The 25,211-nt window shown below is 55.4% G+C and carries 26 protein-coding genes and 1 pseudogene; 15 read left to right on the forward strand and 12 right to left on the reverse strand.

Translation table 11 applies throughout. From position 1 onward, the window contains the following. Positions 1-11 precede the first annotated feature (11 nt). On the forward strand, positions 12-344 hold the full coding sequence (locus tag AC07NP_RS01500; RefSeq protein ID WP_494659360.1) for a ChiQ/YbfN family lipoprotein: 333 nt from the start codon (positions 12-14) through the stop codon (positions 342-344). A gap of 96 nt (positions 345-440) precedes the next feature. Here AC07NP_RS01500 and fur read toward each other — a convergent pair whose 3' ends face one another. The 5 genes and pseudogenes from fur to ybfF form a co-directional block, all read right to left on the reverse strand. Continuing rightward, positions 441-887: a ferric iron uptake transcriptional regulator gene (gene fur / locus AC07NP_RS01505; RefSeq protein ID WP_276292403.1), complete on the reverse strand. Its 447-nt coding sequence runs from the start codon at positions 885-887 to the stop codon at positions 441-443. Continuing rightward, positions 880-965, reverse strand: a pseudogene (locus AC07NP_RS01510) (fur leader peptide). The gene fur and the pseudogene AC07NP_RS01510 overlap by 8 nt, the downstream one beginning before the upstream one ends. Before the next feature lie 209 nt (positions 966-1,174). Beyond that, positions 1,175-1,705 (reverse strand): flavodoxin FldA, encoded by a 531-nt coding sequence (gene fldA / locus AC07NP_RS01515; protein WP_167456047.1) that lies wholly within the window; start codon positions 1,703-1,705, stop codon positions 1,175-1,177. Between the two features lie 150 nt (positions 1,706-1,855). Beyond that, the gene (gene ybfE, locus AC07NP_RS01520) at positions 1,856-2,149 is read right to left on the reverse strand and encodes a LexA regulated protein (protein ID WP_203358484.1); all 294 of its coding nucleotides are present in this window, start codon (positions 2,147-2,149) and stop codon (positions 1,856-1,858) included. 128 nt (positions 2,150-2,277) lie between these two features. After that, on the reverse strand, positions 2,278-3,051 hold the full coding sequence (ybfF, locus tag AC07NP_RS01525) for an esterase (RefSeq protein WP_494659361.1): 774 nt from the start codon (positions 3,049-3,051) through the stop codon (positions 2,278-2,280). A gap of 184 nt (positions 3,052-3,235) precedes the next feature. Between ybfF and seqA the strand changes: the two genes are divergently transcribed. Both seqA and pgm read left to right on the forward strand, forming a co-directional pair. Next, a complete protein-coding gene (gene seqA, locus AC07NP_RS01530) occupies positions 3,236-3,781 on the forward strand; it encodes a replication initiation negative regulator SeqA (RefSeq protein ID WP_494659362.1) in 546 nt (181 codons plus the stop codon). Positions 3,782-3,805: 24 nt separating this feature from the next. After that, positions 3,806-5,446, forward strand: a complete 1,641-nt coding sequence (pgm, locus tag AC07NP_RS01535; RefSeq protein WP_203358481.1) for a phosphoglucomutase (alpha-D-glucose-1,6-bisphosphate-dependent) — start codon at positions 3,806-3,808, stop codon at positions 5,444-5,446. 59 nt (positions 5,447-5,505) lie between these two features. Here the strand turns inward: pgm and kdpE are convergent, their stop codons facing one another. Genes kdpE through AC07NP_RS01565 form a run of 6 tightly spaced genes read right to left on the reverse strand, consistent with a single transcriptional unit; the run spans position 5,506 to position 13,291 of the window. Continuing rightward, the gene (gene kdpE, locus AC07NP_RS01540; RefSeq protein WP_203358480.1) at positions 5,506-6,183 is read right to left on the reverse strand and encodes a two-component system response regulator KdpE; all 678 of its coding nucleotides are present in this window, start codon (positions 6,181-6,183) and stop codon (positions 5,506-5,508) included. After that, positions 6,180-8,864, reverse strand: a complete 2,685-nt coding sequence (gene kdpD / locus AC07NP_RS01545) for a two-component system sensor histidine kinase KdpD (protein ID WP_494659363.1) — start codon at positions 8,862-8,864, stop codon at positions 6,180-6,182. Before kdpD ends, kdpE begins: the two co-directional genes overlap by 4 nt. A gap of 5 nt (positions 8,865-8,869) precedes the next feature. Continuing rightward, positions 8,870-9,445: a potassium-transporting ATPase subunit KdpC gene (kdpC, locus tag AC07NP_RS01550; RefSeq protein WP_494659364.1), complete on the reverse strand. Its 576-nt coding sequence runs from the start codon at positions 9,443-9,445 to the stop codon at positions 8,870-8,872. Between the two features lie 8 nt (positions 9,446-9,453). Continuing rightward, positions 9,454-11,502: a potassium-transporting ATPase subunit KdpB gene (kdpB, locus tag AC07NP_RS01555; RefSeq protein WP_494659365.1), complete on the reverse strand. Its 2,049-nt coding sequence runs from the start codon at positions 11,500-11,502 to the stop codon at positions 9,454-9,456. A 20-nt stretch (positions 11,503-11,522) separates the two neighbouring features. Continuing rightward, the gene (gene kdpA / locus AC07NP_RS01560) at positions 11,523-13,202 is read right to left on the reverse strand and encodes a potassium-transporting ATPase subunit KdpA (RefSeq protein ID WP_494659366.1); all 1,680 of its coding nucleotides are present in this window, start codon (positions 13,200-13,202) and stop codon (positions 11,523-11,525) included. Further along, the gene (locus AC07NP_RS01565; protein ID WP_494659367.1) at positions 13,202-13,291 is read right to left on the reverse strand and encodes a potassium-transporting ATPase subunit F; all 90 of its coding nucleotides are present in this window, start codon (positions 13,289-13,291) and stop codon (positions 13,202-13,204) included. Before AC07NP_RS01565 ends, kdpA begins: the two co-directional genes overlap by 1 nt. A gap of 310 nt (positions 13,292-13,601) precedes the next feature. Here AC07NP_RS01565 and AC07NP_RS01570 point away from each other — a divergent pair, with 310 nt between their 5' ends. The 12 genes from AC07NP_RS01570 (at position 13,602) to AC07NP_RS01625 (ending at position 24,051) form a co-directional block, all read left to right on the forward strand. Further along, entirely contained in the window at positions 13,602-13,808 is a 207-nt protein-coding gene (locus AC07NP_RS01570; RefSeq protein WP_162382539.1) for a YbfA family protein, read from the forward strand. Positions 13,809-14,178: 370 nt separating this feature from the next. Next, positions 14,179-15,135: a YbgA family protein gene (locus AC07NP_RS01575; protein WP_494659368.1), complete on the forward strand. Its 957-nt coding sequence runs from the start codon at positions 14,179-14,181 to the stop codon at positions 15,133-15,135. A 24-nt stretch (positions 15,136-15,159) separates the two neighbouring features. Further along, positions 15,160-16,584, forward strand: coding sequence for a deoxyribodipyrimidine photo-lyase (gene phrB / locus AC07NP_RS01580; protein WP_494659369.1), 1,425 nt, complete (start codon positions 15,160-15,162; stop codon positions 16,582-16,584). A 242-nt stretch (positions 16,585-16,826) separates the two neighbouring features. After that, positions 16,827-17,570: a radiation resistance protein YbgI gene (gene ybgI, locus AC07NP_RS01585; protein WP_494659553.1), complete on the forward strand. Its 744-nt coding sequence runs from the start codon at positions 16,827-16,829 to the stop codon at positions 17,568-17,570. Between the two features lie 21 nt (positions 17,571-17,591). Then, complete coding sequence (gene pxpB, locus AC07NP_RS01590) at positions 17,592-18,248, forward strand: 5-oxoprolinase subunit PxpB (RefSeq protein WP_203358473.1); 657 nt, start codon at positions 17,592-17,594, stop codon at positions 18,246-18,248. Next, on the forward strand, positions 18,242-19,174 hold the full coding sequence (gene pxpC, locus AC07NP_RS01595) for a 5-oxoprolinase subunit PxpC (protein WP_494659370.1): 933 nt from the start codon (positions 18,242-18,244) through the stop codon (positions 19,172-19,174). The genes pxpB and pxpC overlap by 7 nt, the downstream gene beginning before the upstream one ends. After that, positions 19,164-19,898 (forward strand): 5-oxoprolinase subunit PxpA, encoded by a 735-nt coding sequence (gene pxpA, locus AC07NP_RS01600; RefSeq protein WP_494659554.1) that lies wholly within the window; start codon positions 19,164-19,166, stop codon positions 19,896-19,898. The genes pxpC and pxpA overlap by 11 nt, the downstream gene beginning before the upstream one ends. Before the next feature lie 52 nt (positions 19,899-19,950). After that, the gene (locus AC07NP_RS01605) at positions 19,951-20,679 is read left to right on the forward strand and encodes a DUF969 domain-containing protein (protein WP_494659371.1); all 729 of its coding nucleotides are present in this window, start codon (positions 19,951-19,953) and stop codon (positions 20,677-20,679) included. Next, positions 20,676-21,671, forward strand: coding sequence for a DUF979 domain-containing protein (locus AC07NP_RS01610; protein ID WP_494659372.1), 996 nt, complete (start codon positions 20,676-20,678; stop codon positions 21,669-21,671). Before AC07NP_RS01605 ends, AC07NP_RS01610 begins: the two co-directional genes overlap by 4 nt. Positions 21,672-21,686: 15 nt before the next feature. Next, positions 21,687-22,331 (forward strand): pyroglutamyl-peptidase I, encoded by a 645-nt coding sequence (pcp, locus tag AC07NP_RS01615; RefSeq protein ID WP_494659373.1) that lies wholly within the window; start codon positions 21,687-21,689, stop codon positions 22,329-22,331. A 14-nt stretch (positions 22,332-22,345) separates the two neighbouring features. After that, positions 22,346-23,137, forward strand: a complete 792-nt coding sequence (nei, locus tag AC07NP_RS01620; RefSeq protein ID WP_494659374.1) for an endonuclease VIII — start codon at positions 22,346-22,348, stop codon at positions 23,135-23,137. A gap of 53 nt (positions 23,138-23,190) precedes the next feature. Then, positions 23,191-24,051 carry a hypothetical protein gene (locus tag AC07NP_RS01625; RefSeq protein WP_494659375.1) on the forward strand — a complete coding sequence of 287 codons (861 nt, stop codon included), beginning with the start codon at positions 23,191-23,193 and terminating at the stop codon, positions 24,049-24,051. Between the two features lie 9 nt (positions 24,052-24,060). On the opposite strand, the gene AC07NP_RS01630 is transcribed toward AC07NP_RS01625, so the two are convergent. Continuing rightward, positions 24,061-25,110: an AbrB family transcriptional regulator gene (locus AC07NP_RS01630; protein WP_494659376.1), complete on the reverse strand. Its 1,050-nt coding sequence runs from the start codon at positions 25,108-25,110 to the stop codon at positions 24,061-24,063. Positions 25,111-25,211: the final 101 nt, after the last annotated feature.

Here is a 25,211-nt window from a genome sequence, read left to right on the forward strand (position 1 = left end):
AGGACCGTTGTATGAAAAAAATGTTACTCATCGCCATTATGGCGTCAGGTCTGGTGGCCTGCTCGCAATCTCCTGCACCTAAGGAAGATAGCCGCCTTAAAGAGGCATACAGCGCATGTATTAACACCGCGCAAGGTTCACCGGAAAAAATCGAAGCCTGCCAAAGCGTATTAAATGTGCTGAAAAAAGAAGACCAGCATAAGCAGTTTGCTAACGAAGAGAGCGTGCGGGTACTGGATTACCAGCAATGTATTCAGGCGACACGTACGGGCAATGGTCAGGCGGTACAAGCCGATTGTGACAAAATCTGGAAAGAAATTCGCAGTAAAAACACAGTACAGTAAATGTACTTACCGGAAGGGAAAAAGACCTGCTTTGATAGCGGGTCTTTTTTATGGGTATAAAAAAGCCAACCGCGTGGTTGGCTCTTTGGGGGCATATTACTTTGCGTCGTGCGCGTGTTCGTCTTCGCGGCAATCGCCTTCAGCGCAGTGACCGTAAAGATAGAGGCTATGGTTGGTTAAACGAATACCATGCTTAGTCGCAATTTCACGTTGACGCGCTTCGATAGAATCATCGCTGAACTCAATCACTTTGCCACAATCGAGGCAAATAAGATGATCATGATGATGCTGTTGAGTCAGTTCAAAAACGGACTTACCGCCTTCAAAATTGTGGCGGGTCACGATACCGGCGTCATCGAACTGGTTCAGCACGCGATACACGGTCGCCAGACCAATTTCTTCACCCATGTCGATCAGACGTTTATACAAATCTTCCGCACTGACGTGATGGTTATCCGGTCCCTGAAGAACTTCCAGAATTTTTAAACGAGGAAGCGTTACTTTCAGGCCAGCCTTCTTTAATGCGGTATTGTTGTCAGTCATGCGGAATCTGTCCTGTTGCTAAACGATTCACTTCATTAAAGAAGTGACAGAAATTGCACTTGAGAGAATGCGTATCATTATAGAACTGCCATGTCTAAATGAAAACTGCAAGCCTCGGGCAAATATTATTAATCAAAACGTGGTACTGCCAACAATCACACTGTGCAATACCAGAATAACACCCGAACATTGTACAGGGATGGGCAGGAAAGTTACAAATTTGTAGCAATTATTTTGATTGGTTTTATCTATTGATGCGGCGCAGATGGTTTCTGCGCCGCACGAAATCAGGCGTTGATGATTTCGTCGAGATGAAGTTCGGCGGAAATCTGTTTAACCCATTTTTCAACGCGCTCAGCGGTCAATTCCGGCTGACGGTCTTCGTCGATAGCCAGACCGACAAAATGATCGTCATCAGCAAGACCTTTAGAGGCTTCGAAGTGATAGCCTGCAGTTGGCCAGTGGCCTACGATGGTTGCGCCGCGCGGTTCGATAATGTCGCGGATGGTGCCCAGCGCATCGCAGAAGTATTCTGCGTAGTCTTCCTGATCGCCGCAACCAAACAGAGCCACCAGTTTACCATTGAAATCAATGTCTTCGAGGGTAGGGAAGAAGTCATCCCAGTCGCACTGTGCTTCACCGTAGTACCAGGTTGGAATACCTAACAGCAGAATGTCATACCCTTCCAGGTCTTCTTTACTGCTTTTCGCAATGTCATGAACATCGGCAACGTCTTTACCAAGCTGTTTTTGAATCATTTTTGCGATATTTTCGGTATTACCGGTGTCGCTGCCGAAAAAGATGCCAGTGATTGCCATGAGTAAAATAACCTCTTGAAACTTATTGAAATGGTGGTGGCGTATTGCCCACGGATAAGGGCAATCATAGCAGATCAGTCAGGCATGCGGAAACAGCAAACACGCAGGACTGCACTCTGTGCTACACGATTTATGATTTAGAGCAGAAATTCAGACAGACCCCTGGCCACGCAGCGAGATAAGCTGGTTTGTCAGCATCTCTTCAATGAGCTCACTACGGCTCATATTGCGTGCTTCCGCCAGTTCATTCAGCGCATCCACGGCATCAGCATTCAGCTTCAGTTCGACACGCTTAAGCCCACGAACCTTGTCGCGTTTAAGCTGATTACGCTTATTAATGCGTAGCTGTTCATCACGCGAAAGCGGATTGGTTTTGGGTCGTCCCGGGCGACGCTCGTGCGCGAACAGATCTAATGTCGTACGGTCCGTTTGTTCTTTGGCCATGATTTTGGTGACTTCGGGGAAACAATCAGCCAGGCGTATGCCCGGATGGATAGCGCGCCATCATACATCAGCGAGTGAGGCACGCCAACGTCCACGCACGTAATCGCGCGCGGACGCTGAGTTTTTAATCAGTTAGCCTTATCCGCCAGATACCGGCGTATCGCGCGCAGCACGGCATCCGGTTTTTCCGCATGCACCCAATGGCCGGCACCCGCAATCACATGCGCCCGGGCCTGAGGAAATTGGCTCAGTAAATCGTGACGATAGGCTTCGGTGACGTAAGGCGAATTACCGCCAGGGATAAACAGCGCCGGATGATCCCAGGCGGGAATGGTTTCCCACCCTACGATATGTGGGTACTGCTCCCACAATACGGGCACGTTAAAGCGCCACTCGCCATCGACATACGACTTTAACAGGAACTGGATAACCCCTTCTTCCTGGAGGTGCTGGCGCATGACGACTGCCGCCTGCTGGCGTGTTTGCGCGTCAGATTCGGTCACGGCGTTGATCGCAGCAAAGATCTCATCGTGGCGGCGCACGTGATAGTCAACCGGCGCAATATCAATCGCCACCAGTTGATCAATACGATCCGGTGCCAGTGCGGTCAGCGCCATAACGGCTTTTCCGCCCATTGAGTGACCAATAAAGGTGGCTTTTTCGATACTCGCGGCGTCCAGAGTATCCAGCAGATCCTGCGCCATCGCCGGGTAATTCATCTCCGTTGAACGGGGAGAAAGACCGTGGTTTCGCATATCAACCTGGATGATGTCGTGATCCTCTACAAGATCGCGCGCCAGTATGCCGAGGTTATCAAGGCTACCAAACAAGCCGTGAACAAGGACGATGGGAGAATTATTGTGCAGCTTTTGTGCAGATTGCGCTCGGATGTTCAATTTCATGGCAAAGTTCTTTTTTTCGCTCTGTCGGGTTAGGGTATTATGTTGACCATTCTGCCACGGGGCTGCAACAACTACGGTTTACTCCGAGTTTTTCAGACAGCCTGGCTTGACGCTATCCGCTGTTGGGATTTGCCCCTATAATCCCAACGACTTGTATTCAGATAAGACACCGCACTGGATTAAGATGAAAACGATTGAAGTTGATGATGAACTCTATAGCTATATTGCCAGCCACACCAAGCATATCGGCGAGAGCGCATCCGACATTTTACGGCGTATGTTGAAATTTTCCGCCGCATCACAGCCTGTCACTCCGGCGGCGAAAGAGGTGCGCATAGCGCAACCCGCTATCGTTGAAGCGAAGCCGGTCAACCCCGTAAAAGATAAAGTGCGCGCCATGCGTGAACTTCTGCTTTCCGATGAATATGCAGAGCAGAAGAAAGCGGTAAATCGCTTTATGCTGGTACTGTCTACACTTTACTCACTGGATCACAACGCGTTTGCTGAGGCGACGGAATCGTTGCACGGTCGTACGCGCGTATACTTTGCGGCAGACGAGCAGACTCTGCTGAAAAATGGTAATCAAACCAAGCCGAAACACGTGCCAGGCACGCCGTATTGGGTGATCACCAACACCAACACCGGCCGTAAATGCAGCATGATTGAACACATCATGCAATCAATGCAATTCCCGGCGGAATTGATTGAAAAGGTTTGCGGAACAATCTAAACGTTGCATTAAAAGGACCAGGCAATGGCAATCCACAAGCGTGCAGGTCAGCCTGCGCAACAGAGTGATTTAATTAATGTCGCCCAACTGACGGCGCAATACTATGTATTGAAACCGGAAGCAGGGAATGCGGAGCACGCGGTGAAGTTCGGGACTTCCGGGCATCGCGGCAGCGCCGGTCGTCATAGTTTTAATGAACTGCACATTCTGGCCATTGCCCAGGCGATTGCGGAAGAGCGTGCGAAAAACGGCATCACAGGCCCTTGCTATGTGGGTAAAGATACTCATGCGCTGTCTGAGCCAGCCTTTATTTCCGTTCTGGAAGTGCTGGCGGCGAACGGTGTCGATGTCATTGTTCAGGAAAACAACGGCTTTACGCCGACGCCTGCGGTTTCGAATGCAATCCTGGTCCATAACAAAAAAGGCGGTCCGCTGGCTGACGGCATCGTGATTACGCCGTCCCACAACCCGCCGGAAGATGGCGGCATTAAATACAATCCGCCCAATGGCGGCCCGGCGGATACCAACGTCACTAAAGTGGTGGAAGACAGGGCTAACGCGCTGCTCGCGGATGGCCTGAAAGGCGTGAAGCGCATTTCACTGGATGCGGCAATGGCCTCTGGTCATGTGAAAGAGCAGGATCTGGTGCAGCCATTCGTTGAAGGGCTGGCGGATATCGTCGATATGGCGGCGATTCAAAAAGCGGGCCTGACGTTGGGCGTCGATCCGCTGGGCGGCTCCGGTATCGAATACTGGAAGCGTATTGCCGAGCATTACAAACTCAACCTGACCATTGTGAACGATCAGGTTGATCAGACTTTCCGCTTTATGCACCTGGATAAAGACGGCGCGATCCGTATGGACTGCTCCTCCGAGTGTGCGATGGCTGGTCTGCTGGCGCTGCGTGATAAGTTCGATCTGGCGTTTGCCAACGATCCGGACTATGACCGTCACGGCATCGTCACGCCAGCAGGGCTGATGAACCCGAACCATTACCTGGCGGTTGCCATCAACTACCTGTTCCAGCATCGTCCGCAGTGGGGCAAAGATGTCGCAGTTGGTAAAACGCTGGTGTCTTCTGCGATGATTGACCGTGTGGTGAACGATTTAGGCCGTAAACTGGTAGAAGTGCCGGTAGGTTTTAAATGGTTTGTTGACGGTCTGTTCGACGGCAGCTTCGGCTTCGGTGGTGAAGAGAGCGCGGGAGCATCTTTCCTGCGTTTTGACGGTACCCCGTGGTCTACCGACAAAGACGGCATCATCATGTGTCTGCTGGCGGCGGAAATCACCGCGGTTACGGGTAAAAACCCGCAGGAACACTACAACGAACTGGCGGCTCGCTTTGGCGCGCCGAGCTATAACCGTTTGCAGGCAGCTGCAACGTCCGCTCAGAAAGCGGCATTGTCCAAACTGTCTCCGGAAATGGTCAGCGCCAGCATGCTTGCGGGCGATCCGATCACCGCGCGTCTGACGGCAGCTCCGGGCAACGGCGCATCCATTGGCGGTCTGAAAGTGATGACCGACAACGGCTGGTTTGCTGCGCGTCCGTCCGGTACGGAAGACGCTTACAAGATCTACTGTGAAAGTTTCCTCGGTGAAGAACATCGCAAACAGATCGAGAAAGAAGCCGTTGAAATTGTCAGTGAAGTGCTGAAAAACGCCTAAACACACAATTACCTGAATGAAGAAAGGAGCCAATAAGGCTCCTTTTTTTCATCCCATTTTCATGGCATAAACCGATAACCGATTCCCGTCTCGGTAATTAAGTGACGAGGACGGGTTGGGTCCTGCTCCAGCTTCTGACGTAAATGCCCCATATAAATACGCAGATAGTGGCTATGCTCGACGGCATTCGGTCCCCAAACCTGATTCAACAACTGGCGTTGGGTTAACACTTTACCCGCGTTATTCAACATCACCGCCAGCAGGCGAAATTCAATCGGGGTCAGGTGGATCTCTTCTTCACCGCGATGCACAAGTCTTGAGGTCAGATCCACCTTCACGTCGGAAAAACAGACGACCGGATCGGGAGAAGGGCTGGCGGAATGGCGACGTAAAGCGACACGTAAACGCGCCTGCAGTTCGCCAATACCAAAGGGCTTACTCAGATAATCATCGGCACCGGCATCCAGCGCGGCGATTTTGTCGCTCTCTTCACTGCGGGCAGAGAGCACAATGACGGGGATAACGCTCCACTGGCGCAGATCGCGAATAAAATCAATACCGTCGCCATCCGGTAAACCAAGATCGAGAATGATAAGGTCGGGTTTTCGCGTTGCGGCTTCCAGTAAACCGCGCTGCAGCGTATCGGCTTCATAGACACGCAGTCCGTCACCTTCCAGCGCGGTACGCAGAAAACGACGAATAGCCTGCTCATCTTCAACAATCAGAACGTTTGTCACATATCCTCATGAAAATCTTCAAGTTCAGGGGGAGATTCTTGTGGCAGTGTAACACGGAAACAGGCACCGCCCTGCGGTCGATTCTGCGCCGCGATGGTACCGCCGTGCACCTCGACAATCGCCTGGCAAATCGCCAGACCCAGCCCAACGCCCGGTACCGCAGACTCTTTATTTCCGCGGGCGAACTTATCAAAGATGCTGTGCTCTTGCCCTTCTGGGATGCCTGCACCGTTGTCCCACACATCCAGAGTCAGGTGATCCCCTTCAATATGGGCATCAATGCCGATCGTGGCCTGTACACCAGCGTATTTAACCGCATTTTCCAGCAAATTGATCAGCACACGTTCAAACAGCGGGCCGTCTACGTGAATAAGCGTTAGCGGCTCCGGCAGCGACAGATTGATCGGATGTGCTAATCCCGGCTCCAGCATTTGCAGTGCGCTGCCAACCACCTCTTCCAGCGTCAGCCACTCCTTCTTAAGATTAAACCCACCAGACTGAATGCGCGCCATATCCAGCAGATTATTGACCAGCCGCGTGGTGTTGAGCACATGCTGGCGGATCTCATTGGCCTGGCGGGCATGGGATGATCCTTCGCTCGCCAGATCGAGAGTCAGGATTTCCGCCTGACCAAACAGCACGGTCAGCGGCGTGCGTAAATCGTGAGAAAGCGCAGCGAGCAGGGCATTACGCAGGCTTTCGCGTTCGCTGGCGAGCCGGGCCAGTTCTTCACTGGCCGTGAGCATCAGACGTTCAAGGGCGCTGGCGACCAGCAGGGTGAATGTTTCCAGCAGACGCTGCTGTTCCGGGATCATCAACTGGCGAAGATTGTCCGGCTCGACAACCACCAGACCGTGCGTTTTATCCGCACTTTTTAAGGGCAGGATCTGATACGGCACGCCGGGCAAGGTGTCAGTCCCCGCACCGGCAGGCTGGCCCTTATCAAAGCTCCACTGGGCGATGGCGTCATCCCAGGGCGTGATGCCCTGTTGCTGCGTCAGAGGCCTCAGCTTGCCGTTTTCATCGGGCAGTAAAAGCTGACTGCGCGCCTGAAATGTGGAGGCGATAAACTGCTCGCTGGTGGTCGCGATATCCAGCCTGCTACGCCCGACTGCCAGCGCTTTCGACATTTCGTAAAGATGGCGGGTGCGTTGTTCCCGGTAGCGGGCGACGCGGGCCTGATAACGAACCCCGGCCGTCAGATTCCCAATCACCAAACCGACCGTTAGCATCACGGCAAAGGTCAACAGATACTGTACGTCAGAGACGGCGAGGGTACCGCGGGGAGCAATAAAGAAGAGGTCGAAACTGACCACGTTAATCACGGTCGCCACTACCGACGGCCAGCGACCATAAAAAAGGGCGATCACGACCACACCCAGCAGATACAGCATCACCAGGTTCGCGGCGTCGAAGGCCACCAGCCACTGCATGGCGATAAGGGTCGTGAAGGCACAAAGTGCGGCGGCGACGATGCAGCCCTGAATTTGTACCCGCCATTTGTCTTTAAAGGTGCGGGTGTCGGGGGCGTGCGCCAGAGGGCGGGTGGGCGGCTCATCCAGCGCAACAATGACCTGATCGAGATCCGGCGCGCGTTTTGCCAGCCGCTCGGCAAACGAATCGCTGCGCCACCAGCGGCGTGTGGTGGGGCGCCCCATGACGATTTTGCCAAGATTATGTTCTCTGGCATAGCGCACGACGGCTTTCTCTTCAGAAGGGTCGGAAAGCGTGGCGGTTTCAGCGCCCAGCTCCTGGGCCAGTCGCAGCGCGCTGAGGATCGCACGTCGTTGTTTTTCCGGTAACCGGTGCAGCGCGGGCGTTTCCACATATACCGCGTGCCAGATGCTGCCAAGTCGTGAAGCCAGGCGGGCCGCTGCGCGTACCAGTTTTTCGCTGCCGGTATTATGCCCGATGCACAGCAGTATGGCATCGCGGGTATGCCAGACCTTTTCTTCACCCTGGCGGTCGCGCCATGCTCGCATCTGGTCGTCTACCCGGTCGGCGGTACGGCGCAGCGCCAGTTCACGCAGGGCGATCAGGTTCCCTTTGCGAAAGAAATGCTCAATAGCCCGTTCTGCCTGACCGGCGATATAGACTTTACCTTCGTTGAGGCGCTGGCGAAGATCGTCGGGAGGAAGGTCGACCAACACCACTTCGTCGGCAGCATCAAAGAACGGGTCGGGGACGGTTTCACGAACGTGAATCCCCGTCACGCCGCTGACGACGTCGTTCAGACTTTCCAGATGCTGAACGTTCACGGTGGTAAAAACATCGATCCCCGCCTCCAGCAGTTCTTCGATATCCTGCCAGCGACGGGGGTGACGTGAGCCAGGCGCGTTACTGTGCGCCAGTTCATCCATCAGTATCAGTGCCGGACGGCGGGCGAGGGCGGCATCGAGATCAAAGTCGTTGATATGCCGTCCACGATGCGCATGGCGTTTGAGCGGGAGGATGGCGAGTCCCTCCAGCAGCGCGGCGGTCTCTTTGCGCCCGTGGGTTTCCACCACGCCGATCAAGATATCCAGCCCTTGCGCCCGTAACCGCTGTGCTTCTGCCAGCATCGCCCATGTTTTACCGACGCCCGCGCAGGCACCGAAGAATATTTTCAGCTTTCCCCTGTGGGGGGCGCTGGTCTGCTCCAGCAGGCGATCCGGGTCAGGACGCAAGGGTTCGTCATTCATGTCGCTTAGTGCCCCTGTGACGCATCCAGCGCCAGGTTGAGTTCAACAATGTTTACTACCGGCTGCCCGATAAAGCTGACCAGCGGTTTTTGCGTATATTGTGCAACCAGCTGCGCCACCTCTTCAACGGGCAGTTGACGCGCTTTCGCGACGCGCGGGATCTGCCACGCCACTGCGGCGGGCGTCAGATTAATGTCCAGACCACTGGCGGAGGCGGTCACCAGTTCCACCGGCACCGTTGGGCTGGCCTGTGGGTTAGCGGCGCGCAACGCGGCAATACGGCTCTGTAGTTGCTTATCCAGCTCAGGATTGCTGACAGCCAGATTGCTACCACCCGAAGCCATTGGATTATAGGGCATTTCAGCCGTGGCGGACGGACGTCCCTGAAAATAACCGTCGCGGGTAAATGCCTGGCCTATCAGCGCGGAACCGCGCACGCTGTTGCCCTCGCGAATGAGCGAACCGTTGGCCTGGTCAGGGAACCACCACTGGCTCAGGGTGGTCGTCAGCAACGGATAAACGCCGCCGGTGATAACAGTCAGAAACAGTAACGTGGATAATGCAGGACGAAACCCAGTCATCAGAAACCTCACACCAGACCCAGCAGGGTCAGCAGTAAATCAATCACCTTGATGCCGATAAACGGCACAACCAGACCGCCCAGACCATAAATCCACAAGTTGCGGCGCAGCATGGCTGACGCGGATAACGGCTTGTAGCTCACGCCTTTCAGCGCCAGCGGGATCAGAAACACAATGACCAGCGCGTTAAAAATGACCGCACTGAGGATCGCCGAATCCGGCGAATGCAGGTGCATCACGTTCAGGGCATTCAACTGCGGATAGGTCGTTGCAAAGGCAGCCGGAATAATCGCGAAATATTTCGCCACGTCATTGGCGATACTGAACGTGGTTAGCGAACCGCGCGTCATCAGCATCTGTTTACCAATGTGGACCACTTCAATCAGCTTGGTGGGGTTAGAGTCCAGATCCACCATGTTGCCCGCTTCTTTCGCCGCCTGGGTGCCCGAGTTCATCGCCACCGCAACGTCGGCCTGGGCCAGCGCGGGGGCATCGTTGGTGCCATCCCCGGTCATCGCCACCAGACGACCTTCCGCCTGGTACTGGCGGATCAGCGCCAGTTTTGCTTCCGGCGTGGCTTCCGCAAGGAAGTCATCAACACCGGCTTCCGCCGCAATCGCCGCCGCCGTCAGACGGTTGTCGCCGGTGATCATCACCGTTTTGATGCCCATTTTACGCAACTGGGCGAAGCGTTCTTTTATTCCCCCTTTGACGATATCTTTTAGCGCAATCACGCCGAGCACGCGGGAGCCTTCGACGACCACCAGCGGCGTGGCGCCAAGGCGGGCGACGTTATCCACTTTCTGTTCGACGTCGGCAGGAAAATGACCGCCGTTGGCTTCAACGTGGCGACGAATAGCATCCACCGAACCTTTACGAATCATCCGGTTATCAATATTGATTCCGCTCATGCGGCTTTGGGCGGTAAACGGCACAAAGGTGGCATGCAATGACTGAACGTCGCGGACGCGCAAATTAAAGCGTTGTTTGGCGAGAATGACGATACTGCGGCCCTCCGGCGTCTCGTCCGCCAGAGAAGAAAGCTGTGCGGCGTCGGCCAGCGTTTTTTCGTCTACCCCCTGGGCGGGCAGAAAATCGGAGGCCTGACGGTTGCCGAGGGTAATGGTGCCGGTTTTATCCAGCAGCAAGACATCCACGTCACCGGCGGCTTCCACCGCACGACCGCTGGTGGCGATCACGTTTGCCCCCAGCATTCGGCTCATCCCCGCCACCCCGATTGCCGAAAGTAGCCCCCCGATGGTGGTGGGGATCAGGCACACCAGCAGGGCGACCAGTACCGTCACGCTGACCGCGTTTCCGCCCCAGATGGTAAAGGGCCACAGAGTAGCCGTCGCCAGTAAAAAGACGATGGTCAGCGCAATCAGCAGGATAGTGAGCGCAATTTCGTTGGGCGTTTTGCGCCGCTGTGCGCCTTCCACCATGGCGATCATCCGGTCGAGGAACGTCTCGCCGGGGTTGACGCTACATTCGATGACCAGCCAGTCGGAAAGAATACGCGTCCCGCCGGTTACGGAGGCGAAATCGCCGCCAGACTCACGGATAACCGGTGCTGACTCCCCTGTGATGGCGCTTTCGTCCACCGACGCGCCGCCTTCGATAACCTCGCCGTCGCAGGGAATAATATCGCCAGCTTCTACCAGCACAATGTCGCCTTTACGCAGTTCATCCGCCGGGACGTGGTCCATTTTTGCGCCATATTTCGGCTCACGCAGTTTGCGGGCAAATGCCGTTTTTTTAACGCCTTTCAGGCTGTTGGCCTGGGCTTTGCTGCGTCCTTCTGCCAGCGCCTCGGCGAAATTGGCGAACAGCACCGTCACCCACAGCCACAGGCTGATAGCGCCCGTAAAAAGCGGATTGCCCGGCATATGTCCGGTTGCGATGGCTACCGTAATCAGAGTGGTCAACAGACTGCCAATCCAGACGATGAACATCACCGGGTTGCGCCATTGTGCGTGAGGATTTAACTTTTTCACGGCATCGAGAAGCGCCTGAGCGACCAGGGAGGGTTCGAACAGCGCCAGTTGTTTGCGACTCATAACAATGTGCTCCACATCGCTCAACGTAAAGAGAGGTGTTCTGCCACCGGACCAAGCGCCAGGGCAGGAATAAAGGTCAACGCGCCGACCAGCAGCACCGTACCGACCAGCAGCCCGACAAATAACGCGCCGTGCGTGGGTAATGTGCCGGGACTGGCGGGCTGGATTTTTTTACTCACCAGCGATCCGGCAATCGCCATCACCGGAATAATCACGCCGAATCGACCCACAAACATGCAGAACGCCAGCAGGCAGTTCCAGAAAGGGGAGTTGGCGCTGAGGCCCGCGAAGGCGCTACCGTTATTGTTTGCGGCGGACGAGACGGCATACAGCACTTCGCTGAAACCGTGTGGACCCGGGTTTAACATGCCGCTGCGTCCGGCGTCCGTCATCATGGCGAGTGCGGTACCGAGCAGAACCAGCGCGGGCGTGACCAGAATCGCCAGCGCGGTCATTTTCATTTCGCGCACGTCGATTTTCTTACCCAAATACTCCGGCGTACGGCCAATCATCAACCCGGCGATAAACACCGCCAGCAGCACAAACAGCAGCATGCCGTAGAGACCAGAGCCAACGCCGCCGAAGACCACTTCGCCAATCTGCATCAGCCACATCGGCACCATACCGCCCAGTGCGGTGAAGGAGTCGTGCATGGCAATGACCGCGCCGCAGGACGCCGCTGTCGTCACCACCGCATACAGGCTACTGACCAGGACCCCAAAGCGGCTCTCTTTGCCTTCCATGTTGATGCTGCTGTCAGCGCCCAGCGACAACAGATGGGGATTACCCTGGACTTCCGCCCACATCACCACCGCCACGCAGACCACAAAAATCAGCGACATTGCCCACAGCAGGGTGCGTCCCTGTCGGCGATCGCCCACGGCATCGCCAAACGCAAAGCACAGCGCGGTCGGGATCAAAAAGATCGCCAGCATCTGTACCATGTTGGTCAGCGCCGTAGGGTTCTCAAACGGGTGTGATGAGTTGGCATTGAAGAACCCGCCTCCGTTAGTGCCGAGCACTTTTATCGCCTCCTGCGAGGCCACCGGGCCCATCGGCAGGATCTGTTTTGCCCCTTCGAGGGTGACGAAAGGCTGATAAGGGGAAAGGTTTTGCAGTGCGCCTTGCTGAACAAAGAACAGCGCAATGAGCAGCGAAACAGGCAGCAGTATCCACAATGTAATGCGGACCAGATCCATCCAGGCATTACCCAGCGTGCTGATGTTCTGGCGCATAAAGGCGCGGATCAGCGCGAAGATCACCGCAATACCGGTCGCGGCGGAGAGGAAGTTCTGTACCGTAAGCCCGACCATCTGACTGAAGTAGCTCAGGGTGGTCTCCCCGCTATAAGACTGCCAGTTGGTATTGGTGACAAAACTGACCGCCGTATTCAGCGCCAGATGCCAGGAGAGGCCCGGCAGTTGCTGTGGGTTGAACGGCAGCAGGTTTTGCCCAAGCAGCATCAAAAACAACACCGCCAGCCCCAGTAAATTCAGCATGAGGAGAGCCAGCAAATAGCGCTGCCAGTTCATCTCTTCAGTCGGGATCCCCAGACCCCGCCAGAGCAGGCGTTCGACGCCGCCGACGCCCGGTAGCGGTGTATTATTGATAAGCCTGGCCAGTCCAGACCCTAAAGGTCTGGCGACCACAAACAGCACCAGTAAAAAGCTGGCAATGAGTAAAAATCCTGAAGCGGCCATCAGAATGCCTCCGCATTAATCAAGGCATACACCAGATAAACCAATAACAAGAAAACCAGCCCGATGCCGATTATCAAGCCTGTACTCACAGAGCACCTCCCGTGGCATTTGTTTTGATATCCAGAAGGTAGGATTTTGGTTGCAAAGATTTCGCAAAAATCCGGGGGGCGGGTATAAAAAAAGTATAAAAATGAAAAAGACCATTATTTAACTAATGGTTAGTTTTAATTTAACTTTTTTGTAACTTAATTACGGCGGTGAATGTAAATAAGGCCTAAATAGCTAAAAATAAGTGGTCGGATGAGTAGTAAAATTACACGAAAAGCGATACTCTTTTCATCAGTTAACCAAGTTCATTTTTCCGGTGCGTTTCACCGGCCAGATAAAGGGGAGAAAAGTATGGAACTCTATAAAGAATATCCTGCACACATTGTCTTGTTACGCCGTACTTTTGCCGTTGTGGCTGGTGTACTGGCGCTGCCGGTGATGTTGTTCTGGAAAGATCGCGCCCGTTTTTATAGCTATCTGCATCGCGTCTGGTCGAAAACCAGCGATAAGCCGGTGTGGATGGATCAGGCTGAAAAAGCCACCTGTGATTTTTATTAATTGATCGTCGCCTGAAAAGGCGCTCAACAGTAATGTGGCGGTGACAATCGATTAAGGAATCAGGGAGAACCTTTTACTCTGGTGAATGTTTACGTTCACCTTATGTCCACAGCCTCTCTGAAACCACCCTACCTGTGAACGTGCAAGGGAGGCTCACTTCCGCCTCCCTTAACCCGTTCACGGGACATGAAATGCCAGAGAAGCGAAGAACATAAAGTGAACGGAACCGTTCGCAAAACCAACATGTTGCCTCTTCTGGGTAATTACTTCATAGTTTTTCAGTTTGCCAGCGCTTAGCTAAACAACATTCCCCCCGCAATGTAGCGTCCCTTATGTCTACACTTATCTCAGGCACGAAAAAGGAGCTGTGATGAGTGAGAAAATCCCTGTCGGCATCAGCGCCTGTTTATTGGGCGATACGGTTCGTTTTGATGGCGGGCATAAACGACTGGCGTTTGCCGTTGAAACGTTATCCCCCTGGGTTCATTTTGAAGCGGTATGCCCGGAAATGGCGATCGGCCTGCCTGTACCCAGACCCGCATTGCGACTGGTAAAAGATGAAGACGGTGCCCTCGCGTTACGCTTTAGCGATAAGCGGGAAGGGAATCTGACCGATGCCATGACCACGTTCAGCCATGCGCGTATTGCCGGATTCGAACATTTGTGCGGATACATCGTTTGCGCCAAATCGCCCAGTTGCGGGATGGAGCGCGTACGTGTCTACGATGCTGACGGCAAAAACAACCGTAAAGCCGGGCGCGGGATCTACACCTCGATTTTAATTGAAACCTATCCGTGGCTGCCGGTGGAAGAGGACGGGCGGCTGCACGATCCGCAACTTCGTGAAAACTTTGTCGAACGTATCTATGCGCTGCATGAACTGAATGAAATTCGTCAACAGGGACTGACCCGCGCGGCGCTGTTGGGCTATCACAGCCGCTACAAACTGCTGCTGCTGGCGCATTCACAGCCGGAGTATCGGGACCTGGGGCGTTTTGTGGCAGCCATCCATGAGTGGCCGGATCTGGATCTTTATTTTGCAGAGTATCGCCTGCGGTTAATGACGCTGCTCGCGCACCCCGCCACCCGGCGTAATCACACCAATGTCCTGATGCATGTTCAGGGATATTTCCGTAAGCAATTGAACCCCCGTCAACGTCAGGAACTGACCGCGCTGATCGAGGGGTATCGCCGCGCGACACAACCGCTGCTTGCGCCTATCACGTTACTCAAACACTATATGGCGGAGTATCCGGATGCCTACCTTTGTGGGCAACGTTACTTTGATCCCTGGCCTGAGGCCCTGCGTTTGCGCTACGGAAGCTAAACGTATTACTGATTCAGGAGTGTTATGACCACCCATCTGGTCTGGTTTCGTCGTGATTTACGTCTGCATGATAATCTGGCTTTAGCTGCCGCCTGCCGGGATCGTTCGGCGCAGGTGCTGGCACTGTTCATCTCTACCCCGGCGCAGTGGGCAGCGCACGACATGTCCCCACGTCAGGCGGCGTTGATGAATGCCCAGCTCAATGCGTTGCAAACCGCGCTGGCGGAGAAAGGCATCCCGCTGATTTTTCGTGAAGTGAATGATTTCGCGGCCAGCGTCGGCGTGGTGGCTGAGGTATGCCAGCAACATGACGTCAGCCATCTGTTTTACAACTACCAATATGAAGTGAACGAACGCCAGCGTGATGCCGCGGTAGAGCGCGCGCTAAGCCGGGTTGTTTGTGAAGGATTTGATGACAGCGTGATATTGCCGCCCGGCGCGGTGATGACCGGCAATCACGACATGTACAAAGTGTTTACTCCCTTTAAAAACGCCTGGCTAAAGCGGCTTAAAGAGGAGATGCCTGCGTGTGTCGCGGCACCAGGGATCCGTGACGGTGGGGCGATTTCGTGCGACGTCACGCCGCTGACATTGACGATGCCACAGCAGGAGTTCGACCCGACGTTTTTCTCTGTGGAGGAAAAGGCGGCCATCGCGCAGTTGCGTCAGTTTTGCCAGCAGACGGCAGAACGCTATGAGCAGTTACGGGATTTTCCGGCTCTTGAAGGAACCAGCCGGTTATCCGCGAGCCTGGCGACCGGTGGACTCTCGCCGCGTCAGTGTCTGCATCGCTTACTGGCGGAGCAGCCCCAGGCCGTTGATGGCGGCGCGGGAAGCGTCTGGCTGAATGAGCTTATCTGGCGTGAATTTTATCGGCATTTGATCACCTTTTATCCGCGGCTGTGTCAACACCGTCCGTTCATTCACTGGACCGATCGCGTGCAGTGGAGCCGTAACGACGCGCATTTTCAGGCGTGGCAGGAAGGGAAAACGGGCTATCCCATCGTGGATGCCGCGATGCGCCAGCTCAATGCAACAGGATGGATGCACAATCGTTTACGGATGATTACCGCCAGCTTTTTAGTGAAAGACCTGCTGATCGACTGGCGGGAAGGGGAGCGCTATTTCATGTCGCAGCTTATCGATGGCGATCTTGCCGCCAACAACGGTGGCTGGCAGTGGGCCGCTTCGACCGGCACCGATGCCGCGCCGTACTTTCGCATTTTTAACCCGACGACGCAGGGCGAAAAATTTGACCGTGACGGCGACTTTATTCGCCGGTGGCTGCCGGAATTGCGCAACGTACCCGGAAAAGCCATCCACGCCCCCTGGACGTGGGCGCAGAAAGACGGTGTTACGCTGGATTACCCGCACCCGATTGTGGATCACAAACAGGCGCGATTAGAAACGCTGGCGGCGTATGACGCCGCGCGAAAAGGCGGCGCATAGAAGAGGACGATGCCCGACAGGCGTTACGCGTCGGGCAGAATGAGGTCAGGATTCGACCGCCACCGGATCGATAAACCGTTCAGCAAACCCCATCACTACCAGGCCAGCACCCCGCCGCACAGCATGAAAATCTCGTCTTAAAACGGCGCTATTGTTTATCAATATGTCAAAAAAATGGCTATCGACGAACTGACGGGAGAACGCTATTTTAACGTAATGAATACATTAAGAAGGGAACAATGATGAAAAACACTGAACTGGAACATCTGATCAACGAAAAACTAAACAGTGCGGCCATCAGTGATTACGCGCCGAATGGATTGCAGGTTGAAGGAAAAACGACGGTACAAAAAATCGTGACCGGTGTAACGGCAAGCCAGGCGTTGCTTGACGAAGCCGTCCGCCTGCAGGCAGATGCGGTTATCGTTCATCATGGTTACTTCTGGAAAGGGGAATCGCCGGTTATTCGTGGAATGAAGCGTAACCGCCTGAAAACCCTGCTGACCCATGATATTAACCTCTACGGCTGGCACCTGCCGCTGGATGCCCATCCTGAACTGGGCAACAACGCACAACTCGCGGCGTTGCTCGGGATCACCGTGATGGGTGAGATTGAGCCGTTAGTACCGTGGGGCGAACTGGCGATGCCGGTTCCGGGACTGGAGCTGGCATCATGGATTGAAGCGCGTCTGGGACGTAAACCATTATGGTGCGGGGATACCGGGCCGGATACGGTTCAGCGTGTGGCGTGGTGTACTGGTGGCGGTCAAAGCTTTATTGACAGCGCCGCCCGTTTTGGCGTCGATGCATTTATTACGGGCGAAGTGTCTGAACAGACGATTCATTCCGCGCGTGAACAGGGACTGCATTTTTATGCCGCCGGGCATCACGCGACCGAGCGTGGCGGTATTCGTGCGCTAAGCGAATGGCTGACTGAAAACACCAGCCTGGACGTTACCTTTATTGATATTCCCAATCCGGCCTAAACAACTCTAAGAGGGATGAAAGTGCAACGAGCGCGTTGTTATCTGTTGGGTGAAACGGCGGTGGTTCTCGAACTTGAGCCGCCGGTCACCCTGGCCACGCAAAAACGCATCTGGCGGCTGACACAGCGTCTGGCCGAGATGCCGAATGTGGCGGAAGCCATACCGGGAATGAACAATATCACGGTTATTTTGCATGAGCCGCAAACGCTGGCGCTGGATGCCATAGAGCGCCTGCAGCGCTGGTGGGAAGAGAGTGTGGCGCTGGAGCCTGACTCACGTTTTATTGAAATTCCGGTCACTTACGGCGGTACTGGGGGACCGGATCTGGCCGAGGTGGCCCGACACAGCGGCCTGAGTGAGAAACAGGTGGTTGAACTGCATTCGTCCGTCGAGTACGTGGTCTGGTTTTTAGGTTTTCAGCCTGGGTTTCCCTATCTTGGGAATTTACCGGAACAATTACATACCCCGCGACGTGCGGAACCACGCCTGCTTGTTCCGGCAGGTTCCGTGGGTATCGGCGGCGCGCAAACGGGGATTTACCCCTTGTCGACACCGGGCGGCTGGCAGTTGATCGGTCATACCTCGCTAAAACTGTTCGACCCTATGCGGGATGAACCGATTCTGCTGCGTCCCGGAGACAGTGTGCGATTTGTGCCGCAGAAGGAGGGCGTATGCTGAATATTATTCGTGCGGGTCTGTACACCTCCGTACAAGATGGCGGACGGCAGGGTTTTCGTCAGTCCGGGATTAGCCATTGTGGTGCGCTGGATAAACCGGCGTTGCACATCGCCAATCTGCTGGTGGGCAATGATGCCAATGCCGCGGCGCTAGAAGTGACGCTGGGGCAACTGGTGGTGGAGTTTATGGCGGACGGCTGGTTTGCGCTGACCGGCGCAAGCTGCGAGGCGCGACTGGACGACAAACCCGTCTGGACAGGCTGGCGGTTGCCGATGAAGGCAGGACAGCGACTGACGCTAAAACGACCACAGCACGGGATGCGCAGTTATTTGGCTATCGCGGGCGGGATTGATGTCCCACCGGTGATGGGCTCATGCAGCACCGATCTGAAAGTGGGGATCGGCGGCCTGGAGGGGCGTCTGTTAAAAGACGGAGACCGCCTGGCAACCGGGAAACCGGCGCGGCAATTCAGCGGCCCGCAGGGGGTTAAGCAACTGCTGTGGGGGAACTGGATCCGCGCGCTGCCTGGCCCGGAATATCATGAATTTGATACGGCCTCGCAGGAGGCATTCTGGCGCTCGCCCTGGCAACTCAGCCCGCAAAGTAACCGGATGGGCTATCGTTTGCAGGGGCAGCCGTTAACACGCATCACGGATCGTGAACTGATGTCCCACGGTTTACTGCCTGGCGTCGTGCAGGTGCCGCATAACGGTCAGCCGATAGTCCTGATGAATGATGCTCAGACAACGGGCGGCTATCCGCGGATCGCCTGCATTATCGAAGCCGATATGTACCACCTGGCGCAAATTCCCCTCGGACAGCCGATTCATTTCGTTCAGTGTTCGCTGGAAGAGGCGCTAAAAGCGCGCCGGGATCAGCAACGTTACCTGGAACAGCTCACATGGCGGCTCAGTGATGAAAATTGACCTCAATGCAGACTTAGGTGAAGGCTGCGCCAGCGACAGAGAACTGCTCACGCTGGTCTCCTCTGCCAATATTGCCTGCGGATTTCACGCGGGCGATGCGCAAACCATGCTGGTCAGCGTACGCGAAGCACTAAAAAATGGCGTAGCGATTGGCGCGCACCCCAGTTTTCCGGATCGGGAAAACTTTGGTCGCACCGCCATGACGCTACCGCCGGAAACGGTGTATGCCCAAACGCTGTATCAAATTGGCGCGCTGGCGTCGATCGCAAAGGCGGAAGGCGGCGTGATGCGCCACGTCAAACCGCACGGCATGTTGTATAACCAGGCGGCCAAAGACGCGCAACTGGCAGATGCTATCGCCAGGGCGGTGCATGTCTGCGATCCGGCGTTGATTCTGGTGGGACTGGCCGGCAGTGAACTGATCCGCGCAGGCGCACACTATGGCCTGACGACGCGCCAGGAAGTGTTTGCCGATCGGGGGTATCTGGCGGATGGCAGTCTGGTGCCGCGCACCCAGCCAGGGGCGCTTATCGATGACGAAGAACAGTCTCTGGCGCAAACCCTGGAGATGGTGCAGTCCGGGCGAGTCAAAAGCATTACCGGCGAGTGGGCGAAAGTGGTGGCGCAAACGGTGTGTCTTCACGGGGATGGTGAGCACGCACTTGCTTTTGCCCGCCGCTTGCGCGCCGCGTTCAACGCATACAATATTCAGATTGGCGCATAAGTCATTAATATAAAAATAAAATAACACGCAACATAACTGACAGGAATGGACTATGGAAGATGCAGTCGCACTCTGGCCACTGATGGGGATCGCCGTCATTGTGGTTGGCTTTCTCTTACGCTTTAACCCGGTATTGGTGGTCATCGTTGCCGGGATCGTCACCGGACTGGCGGCGCATATGCCGATCGCCACGATCCTTGAAAAACTGGGGGAAGGTTTCCTCAACACCCGTAATCTACCGTTTACCCTGCTGATCCCGCTGGCCGTTATTGGTCTGCTGGAGCGCCACGGGTTGAAAGAGCGCGCCCAGGCGTGGATCGCCAAAATCCACAGCGCCACGGCGGGACGTCTGCTGATTGTTTATCTGTTTGTTCGTGAAGCCACCGCTGCGCTGGGATTGACCAGCCTCGGCGGCCATCCGCAAATGGTGCGCCCGCTGCTGGCGCCAATGGCGGAAGGGGCGGCAGAAAAAAATCACGGCGCGCTTCCCGGCGCGGTGCGTTACCGCCTGCGGGCGATGTCGGCGGCGACCGACAACGTTGGGCTGTTCTTTGGCGAAGACATTTTCGTGGCCTTTGGCGCCATTATTTTCATGCACAATTTTATGCTGGAGTCGGGAGGGATCCAGACTGAGCCGTTGCACATTGCCCTGTGGGGGATCCCGACGGCGATATGCGCCTTCCTGATCCACGCAACAAGGCTATGGCGTCTGGACAACTATCTGCAGCGAGAAATGGCGAAAGTGAATACCGTCGCGACCAGCAAAGGAGAAGCGAAATGAATTTTCAGCAAAGCTATCTCTACTGGCTGGCCGGTGTGGTGTTGCTGCTGGTTGCCGTGATGTCCTGGCGGGATAAAGCCAATCCGCGCCGTTTAACGACTGGATTGTTCTGGGGCGTTTATGGCCTGCTGTTTTTAGTGGGCGACTGGACATACTCGCTGGTTGGCGACAAACGTACGGTGCAAATTGCGGTCGGCGTGGCGGTGGTGCTGATGGCGTTGATTGCCGGTTTCGGCGGCGTGAAGCTGGGCAGCTATCACCAGCGTACCCGCGAGCAGCGTCAGGAGAGCGCCACCCGGCTGGGCAACCGTCTGTTTTATCCGGCGCTGGCGATCCCGGTGGTGACGGTCATTGGCGTACTGATGTTCAACCACATACCCGGATTACAGAATGCGCTGTTTGGCTCAGGCAATCACTCCACGCTGGTCACGCTGTTTTCGATGACAGCAGGGACAGTGATCGGACTGGGGATGGCGATAAAAATGACCCACGAGCGTGTCCATCAGCCGATTCAGGAGGCGCGCCGTCTTCTGGATTCTATTGGCTGGGCCTTCATCCTGCCGCAAATTCTCGCCACGCTGGGATTGTTGTTTACGGCGGCGGGCGTCGGCAGCGGGATTTCGTATCTCACCCAGCACTACCTTGCCGTTGACAGCCGCTTTGTGGCCGTCGCGGTTTACACTCTCGGTATGGCGCTGCTGACCATGGTGATGGGCAATGCGTTTGCCGCTTTCCCGATTGTGACGGCGGGAATTGGCATTCCGATTCTGGTGTTGCAGCACGGTGGCAATCCGGCGGTGATGGCGGCCATCGGCATGTTCTCCGGTTACTGCGGAACGCTGATGACGCCGATGGCGGCCAACTTCAACATCGTACCGGCAGCGCTGCTGGAACTGCCGGATAAAAACGCGGTCATCAAAGCGCAGGTGCCGACCGGCGCGCTGCTGCTGTTGGTAAACGTGTTCCTGATGTATTTCCTGATGTTCCCGTAAGGAGGGGCGCAATCCATGAAAACCGTCTTAATCACCGGATTTGAGCCCTTTGGAGGCGAGCAGGTTAACCCTTCCTGGGAAGTGGTCTCCCGGCTCGACAATGCTATCATCGCCGGATGTCGCGTGGTGGCGCGTCAACTGCCGTGCGTGTTTGGTGAATCGCTCACGGTACTGAACGCTGCCATTGATGCGTTGTCGCCTTCGCTGGTATTGGCCGTCGGTCAGGCGGGAGGGCGTGCGGATATTACGCTTGAGCGGGTGGCGATCAACATTGATGATGCCCGTATCCCGGATAACCGTGGCAAGCAGCCGGTTGATGAGCCGATAGTGGCGCAGGGGCCAGCGGCCTGGTTTAGTACGCTGCCGATCAAAGCGATGGTGGCGGCAATGCGCGAAGCGGGCGTTCCGGCCTCGGTGTCGCAAACGGCGGGGACGTTTGTCTGCAATCACGTGATGTACGGTCTGCTGCATAAACTCAACGCCAGGCCGGAGGTGAAGGGGGGATTCATCCATATCCCTTATTTGCCAGAACAGGCGGCGGCGCACCCCGGCGCGCCAAGCATGGCGGCGACAACGGTGCGTCAGGCGCTGGAAATCGCCATTACCACGGCGCTACAGGTAGAAAATGATATCGCCGTTACGGGCGGCGCAACCCATTAAGTAAGGACACAACCATGCCAGAAGGCCCGGAGATCCGCCGCGCGGCGGATAACCTGGAGGCGGCGATCAAAGGCAAACCGCTGACGGACGTCTGGTTTGCTTTTGATCGGTTAAAACCGTATCAATCACCGCTGATTGGGCAAACCGTCACCCGGATGGAGACGCGGGGAAAAGCGTTGCTGACCCACTTCTCCAAAGGACTTACCCTCTACAGCCACAATCAGCTTTATGGCGTGTGGCGGGTGGTCGATACCGGCACGCTTCCACAGACCTCGCGGGTGCTGCGCGTCAGGTTGCAAACGGCCGATAAAACCATCCTGCTGTATAGCGCGTCCGATATCGACATACTGACCCCTGAACAGCTGACTACGCATTCGTTTCTGCAACGGGTTGGGCCGGATGTTCTGGATCCACGTTTAACGCCACAGGCCGTTGAAGCCCGACTGCTTTCACCGCGTTTTCGCAATCGCCAGTTTTCCGGGCTTCTGCTGGACCAGGCGTTTCTCGCCGGACTGGGAAACTATCTGCGGGTGGAGATCCTCTGGCAGGTGGGATTGACCGGGCAGCACAAGGTGAAAGATCTCAGCGATTCGCAGCGCGTGGCGTTATCTCACGCATTGCTCGACATCCCTCGTCTGTCTTATACCACCCGGGGTCAGGCGGATGACAATAAACATCATGGTGCGCTGTTTCGCTTTAAGGTCTTTCATCGCGACGGCGAAGCCTGCGAGCGCTGCGGCGGTATTATCGAAAAAACGATGCTTTCGTCACGACCGTTTTACTGGTGCCCGCATTGTCAACGGTAGTGCGACACGTTACCCTTGCACACCGCGGGTCTGGAATTTGAGCAGGAGAGAAAATGGATTTTCAGCGTTTTTATGGTGTTGCATTACTTTTCATCTCGACCGGTATTCCCGCTGTTTTTGCCAACGACAGCGCGTTACCCATCAACTCACCGGTTGAGGAACTGACGCAAAGGCTTGATGGCACGCGGTGGCACTATGCGTCGGTCAGTCGGGAATCGCTGATGGGGGATAGAAACCACCCTGACGCCTTTTACCAACAGACATTCACCGACAAGCCAATCGCCTTCAAAGGCCATGAGATGATGTTCGGCACTGCGTGTCGTTTGTCCTGGAACTCCTACGTTCAGACGCCTGTGAAGTATTATCACAGCAATAGCACCGTCGAACTCTACACTTCCCTGTTTGCCAGTGTCGGTCTGAAACTTCCTGAAAAACTCACCATTCTGGAGACCGCATCGCCGGTGGGAGAGTGCCCGGTTGCGGGCGTTGAGTTACTCGATTTTGGCAGCAAACTGGCCTTTTTATATGAAGATAAAATCGTCACCTACACTCGCGATGAGAATAAACAGTCCACAAAGCCGGATACCCGTAAATGTGAATTGGGGCCACGGGATATGGAATACGTGTATGAACATGGGGCAATGACGCGCTGTTTTTACCCTAATATGTCGATGAAAGACGCCTACGAGGCTCACCGGAAAGCGCGGTCAGATAGCAAAAATCTACTGCCGACGTTGACCCCAGGCAAAAACCTCACCATTGAAAAACTGGGCGATACCGAACGTGTGGAATATCAATGGCAAGGGGATAACATTTTGCATATTACGCAGAGTTTTCCAGGAGGGACGACGGAGTTTTTACTGGAGTCGGCCACGGCGGGAACCACCGTCACAGAAACCGAATTTCCGGATTAATACGTCTCTTCATGACAGAGGCTGTTTCGGCGCATGGGCTGAAATAAACCGGGCCACGGCGGGACCGGTTAGCAAAATGCTAAACAGCCTCAGGGTCTGCATCGCCATGATTAGCGCCATGTTGGCATTGCTGCCTGCGGCGATCACCGCCACCGTGTCCAGCCCTCCGGGGCTGGTGGCAAGGTAAGCGGTCATAAAATCAATCTGCATGTAGTGGGCGAGTCCCCATGCCATTGCTGCGCAAATTGCCAACAGGGCAAAGATAGAGGCCAGAATTTGCGGCAGCGGGCGCAGTGCCATAAAGAACACCTGTTTGTCGAAACCCAGCCCAATACGCCAGCCGATCGCCATGTAAGCCGCCGCCAGCAGCCATTCCGGTAATTCAATTTCAACAATTCCACCTGAATGCAGCACCGCGCCCGCCAGCATCGGCAGCAGCATGGTGCCGGAAGGAATGCGTAATACGCGCCCGGCAATTCCCGCGACAGCGGCAAGCAGCAGGGTGGTTAACAGGTTCAGGCTGAGCGGCGGGAACCATTCAATCTGTTGGCTGACCGCTTCGGCGCTGTCGCCCAGCGCAATACGCGTGACTAAGACCGCTGCGCCTGCAACGAACAGTACCCGCAGATATTGCATAAACGCCACCAGTCGAATATCTGCGCCGTAGTCCTGGGCCATGGCGACCATCGCCGCCGCCCCGCCGGGAGACGACCCCCACGCGCTGGTATTTCCCGGTAATCCGCTGTAACGCACTAACAGCCAGCCAACCGCCGCGCTGGAGAGCAGAGTGACGAACAGGATGGCCAGCACAACCGGCCAGTTCACCGCCAGGGTGGTCAATATCGAACCGGTCATGTTTTGCGCAATCATACAGCCAAGAATCGCCTGCGCGGCGAGAAAAGCGGCGCGGGGAAGGCGGAGAGTGACGCCTTTCATACTGAATACAATGCCTGCGATCATGGGACCGAGCAGCAGTGCCGCCGGGAGATGCAAGAAGAGAAAAATCAGCGAGAGCAGGAGAGAGAGCAGAAACAACGAACTCCACTGCAAAACGGGCATTTCATGCTCCCTGGTATTTTTGTGTGATGTATCGATACAGCATAGAGAAAGCGGGCGGAGAAAAAAATACCAGTAATTAATAAAAACGCGAGGGGGGAGAG

Source organism: Citrobacter sp. GW821-FHT07H02 (genome assembly GCF_059418505.1).

Coding starts and splice junctions, on each gene's coding strand:
- AC07NP_RS01500 (WP_494659360.1), top strand. CDS start 12: ATGAAAAAAATGTTACTCATCGCCATTATGGCGTCAGGTCTGGTGGCC.
- fur (WP_276292403.1), bottom strand. CDS start 887: ATGACTGACAACAATACCGCATTAAAGAAGGCTGGCCTGAAAGTAACG.
- fldA (WP_167456047.1), bottom strand. CDS start 1,705: ATGGCAATCACTGGCATCTTTTTCGGCAGCGACACCGGTAATACCGAA.
- ybfE (WP_203358484.1), bottom strand. CDS start 2,149: ATGGCCAAAGAACAAACGGACCGTACGACATTAGATCTGTTCGCGCAC.
- ybfF (WP_494659361.1), bottom strand. CDS start 3,051: ATGAAATTGAACATCCGAGCGCAATCTGCACAAAAGCTGCACAATAAT.
- seqA (WP_494659362.1), top strand. CDS start 3,236: ATGAAAACGATTGAAGTTGATGATGAACTCTATAGCTATATTGCCAGC.
- pgm (WP_203358481.1), top strand. CDS start 3,806: ATGGCAATCCACAAGCGTGCAGGTCAGCCTGCGCAACAGAGTGATTTA.
- kdpD (WP_494659363.1), bottom strand. CDS start 8,864: ATGAATGACGAACCCTTGCGTCCTGACCCGGATCGCCTGCTGGAGCAG.
- kdpC (WP_494659364.1), bottom strand. CDS start 9,445: ATGACTGGGTTTCGTCCTGCATTATCCACGTTACTGTTTCTGACTGTT.
- kdpB (WP_494659365.1), bottom strand. CDS start 11,502: ATGAGTCGCAAACAACTGGCGCTGTTCGAACCCTCCCTGGTCGCTCAG.
- kdpA (WP_494659366.1), bottom strand. CDS start 13,202: ATGGCCGCTTCAGGATTTTTACTCATTGCCAGCTTTTTACTGGTGCTG.
- AC07NP_RS01570 (WP_162382539.1), top strand. CDS start 13,602: ATGGAACTCTATAAAGAATATCCTGCACACATTGTCTTGTTACGCCGT.
- AC07NP_RS01575 (WP_494659368.1), top strand. CDS start 14,179: ATGAGTGAGAAAATCCCTGTCGGCATCAGCGCCTGTTTATTGGGCGAT.
- phrB (WP_494659369.1), top strand. CDS start 15,160: ATGACCACCCATCTGGTCTGGTTTCGTCGTGATTTACGTCTGCATGAT.
- ybgI (WP_494659553.1), top strand. CDS start 16,827: ATGAAAAACACTGAACTGGAACATCTGATCAACGAAAAACTAAACAGT.
- pxpC (WP_494659370.1), top strand. CDS start 18,242: ATGCTGAATATTATTCGTGCGGGTCTGTACACCTCCGTACAAGATGGC.
- pxpA (WP_494659554.1), top strand. CDS start 19,164: ATGAAAATTGACCTCAATGCAGACTTAGGTGAAGGCTGCGCCAGCGAC.
- AC07NP_RS01605 (WP_494659371.1), top strand. CDS start 19,951: ATGGAAGATGCAGTCGCACTCTGGCCACTGATGGGGATCGCCGTCATT.
- AC07NP_RS01610 (WP_494659372.1), top strand. CDS start 20,676: ATGAATTTTCAGCAAAGCTATCTCTACTGGCTGGCCGGTGTGGTGTTG.
- pcp (WP_494659373.1), top strand. CDS start 21,687: ATGAAAACCGTCTTAATCACCGGATTTGAGCCCTTTGGAGGCGAGCAG.
- nei (WP_494659374.1), top strand. CDS start 22,346: ATGCCAGAAGGCCCGGAGATCCGCCGCGCGGCGGATAACCTGGAGGCG.
- AC07NP_RS01625 (WP_494659375.1), top strand. CDS start 23,191: ATGGATTTTCAGCGTTTTTATGGTGTTGCATTACTTTTCATCTCGACC.
- AC07NP_RS01630 (WP_494659376.1), bottom strand. CDS start 25,110: ATGCCCGTTTTGCAGTGGAGTTCGTTGTTTCTGCTCTCTCTCCTGCTC.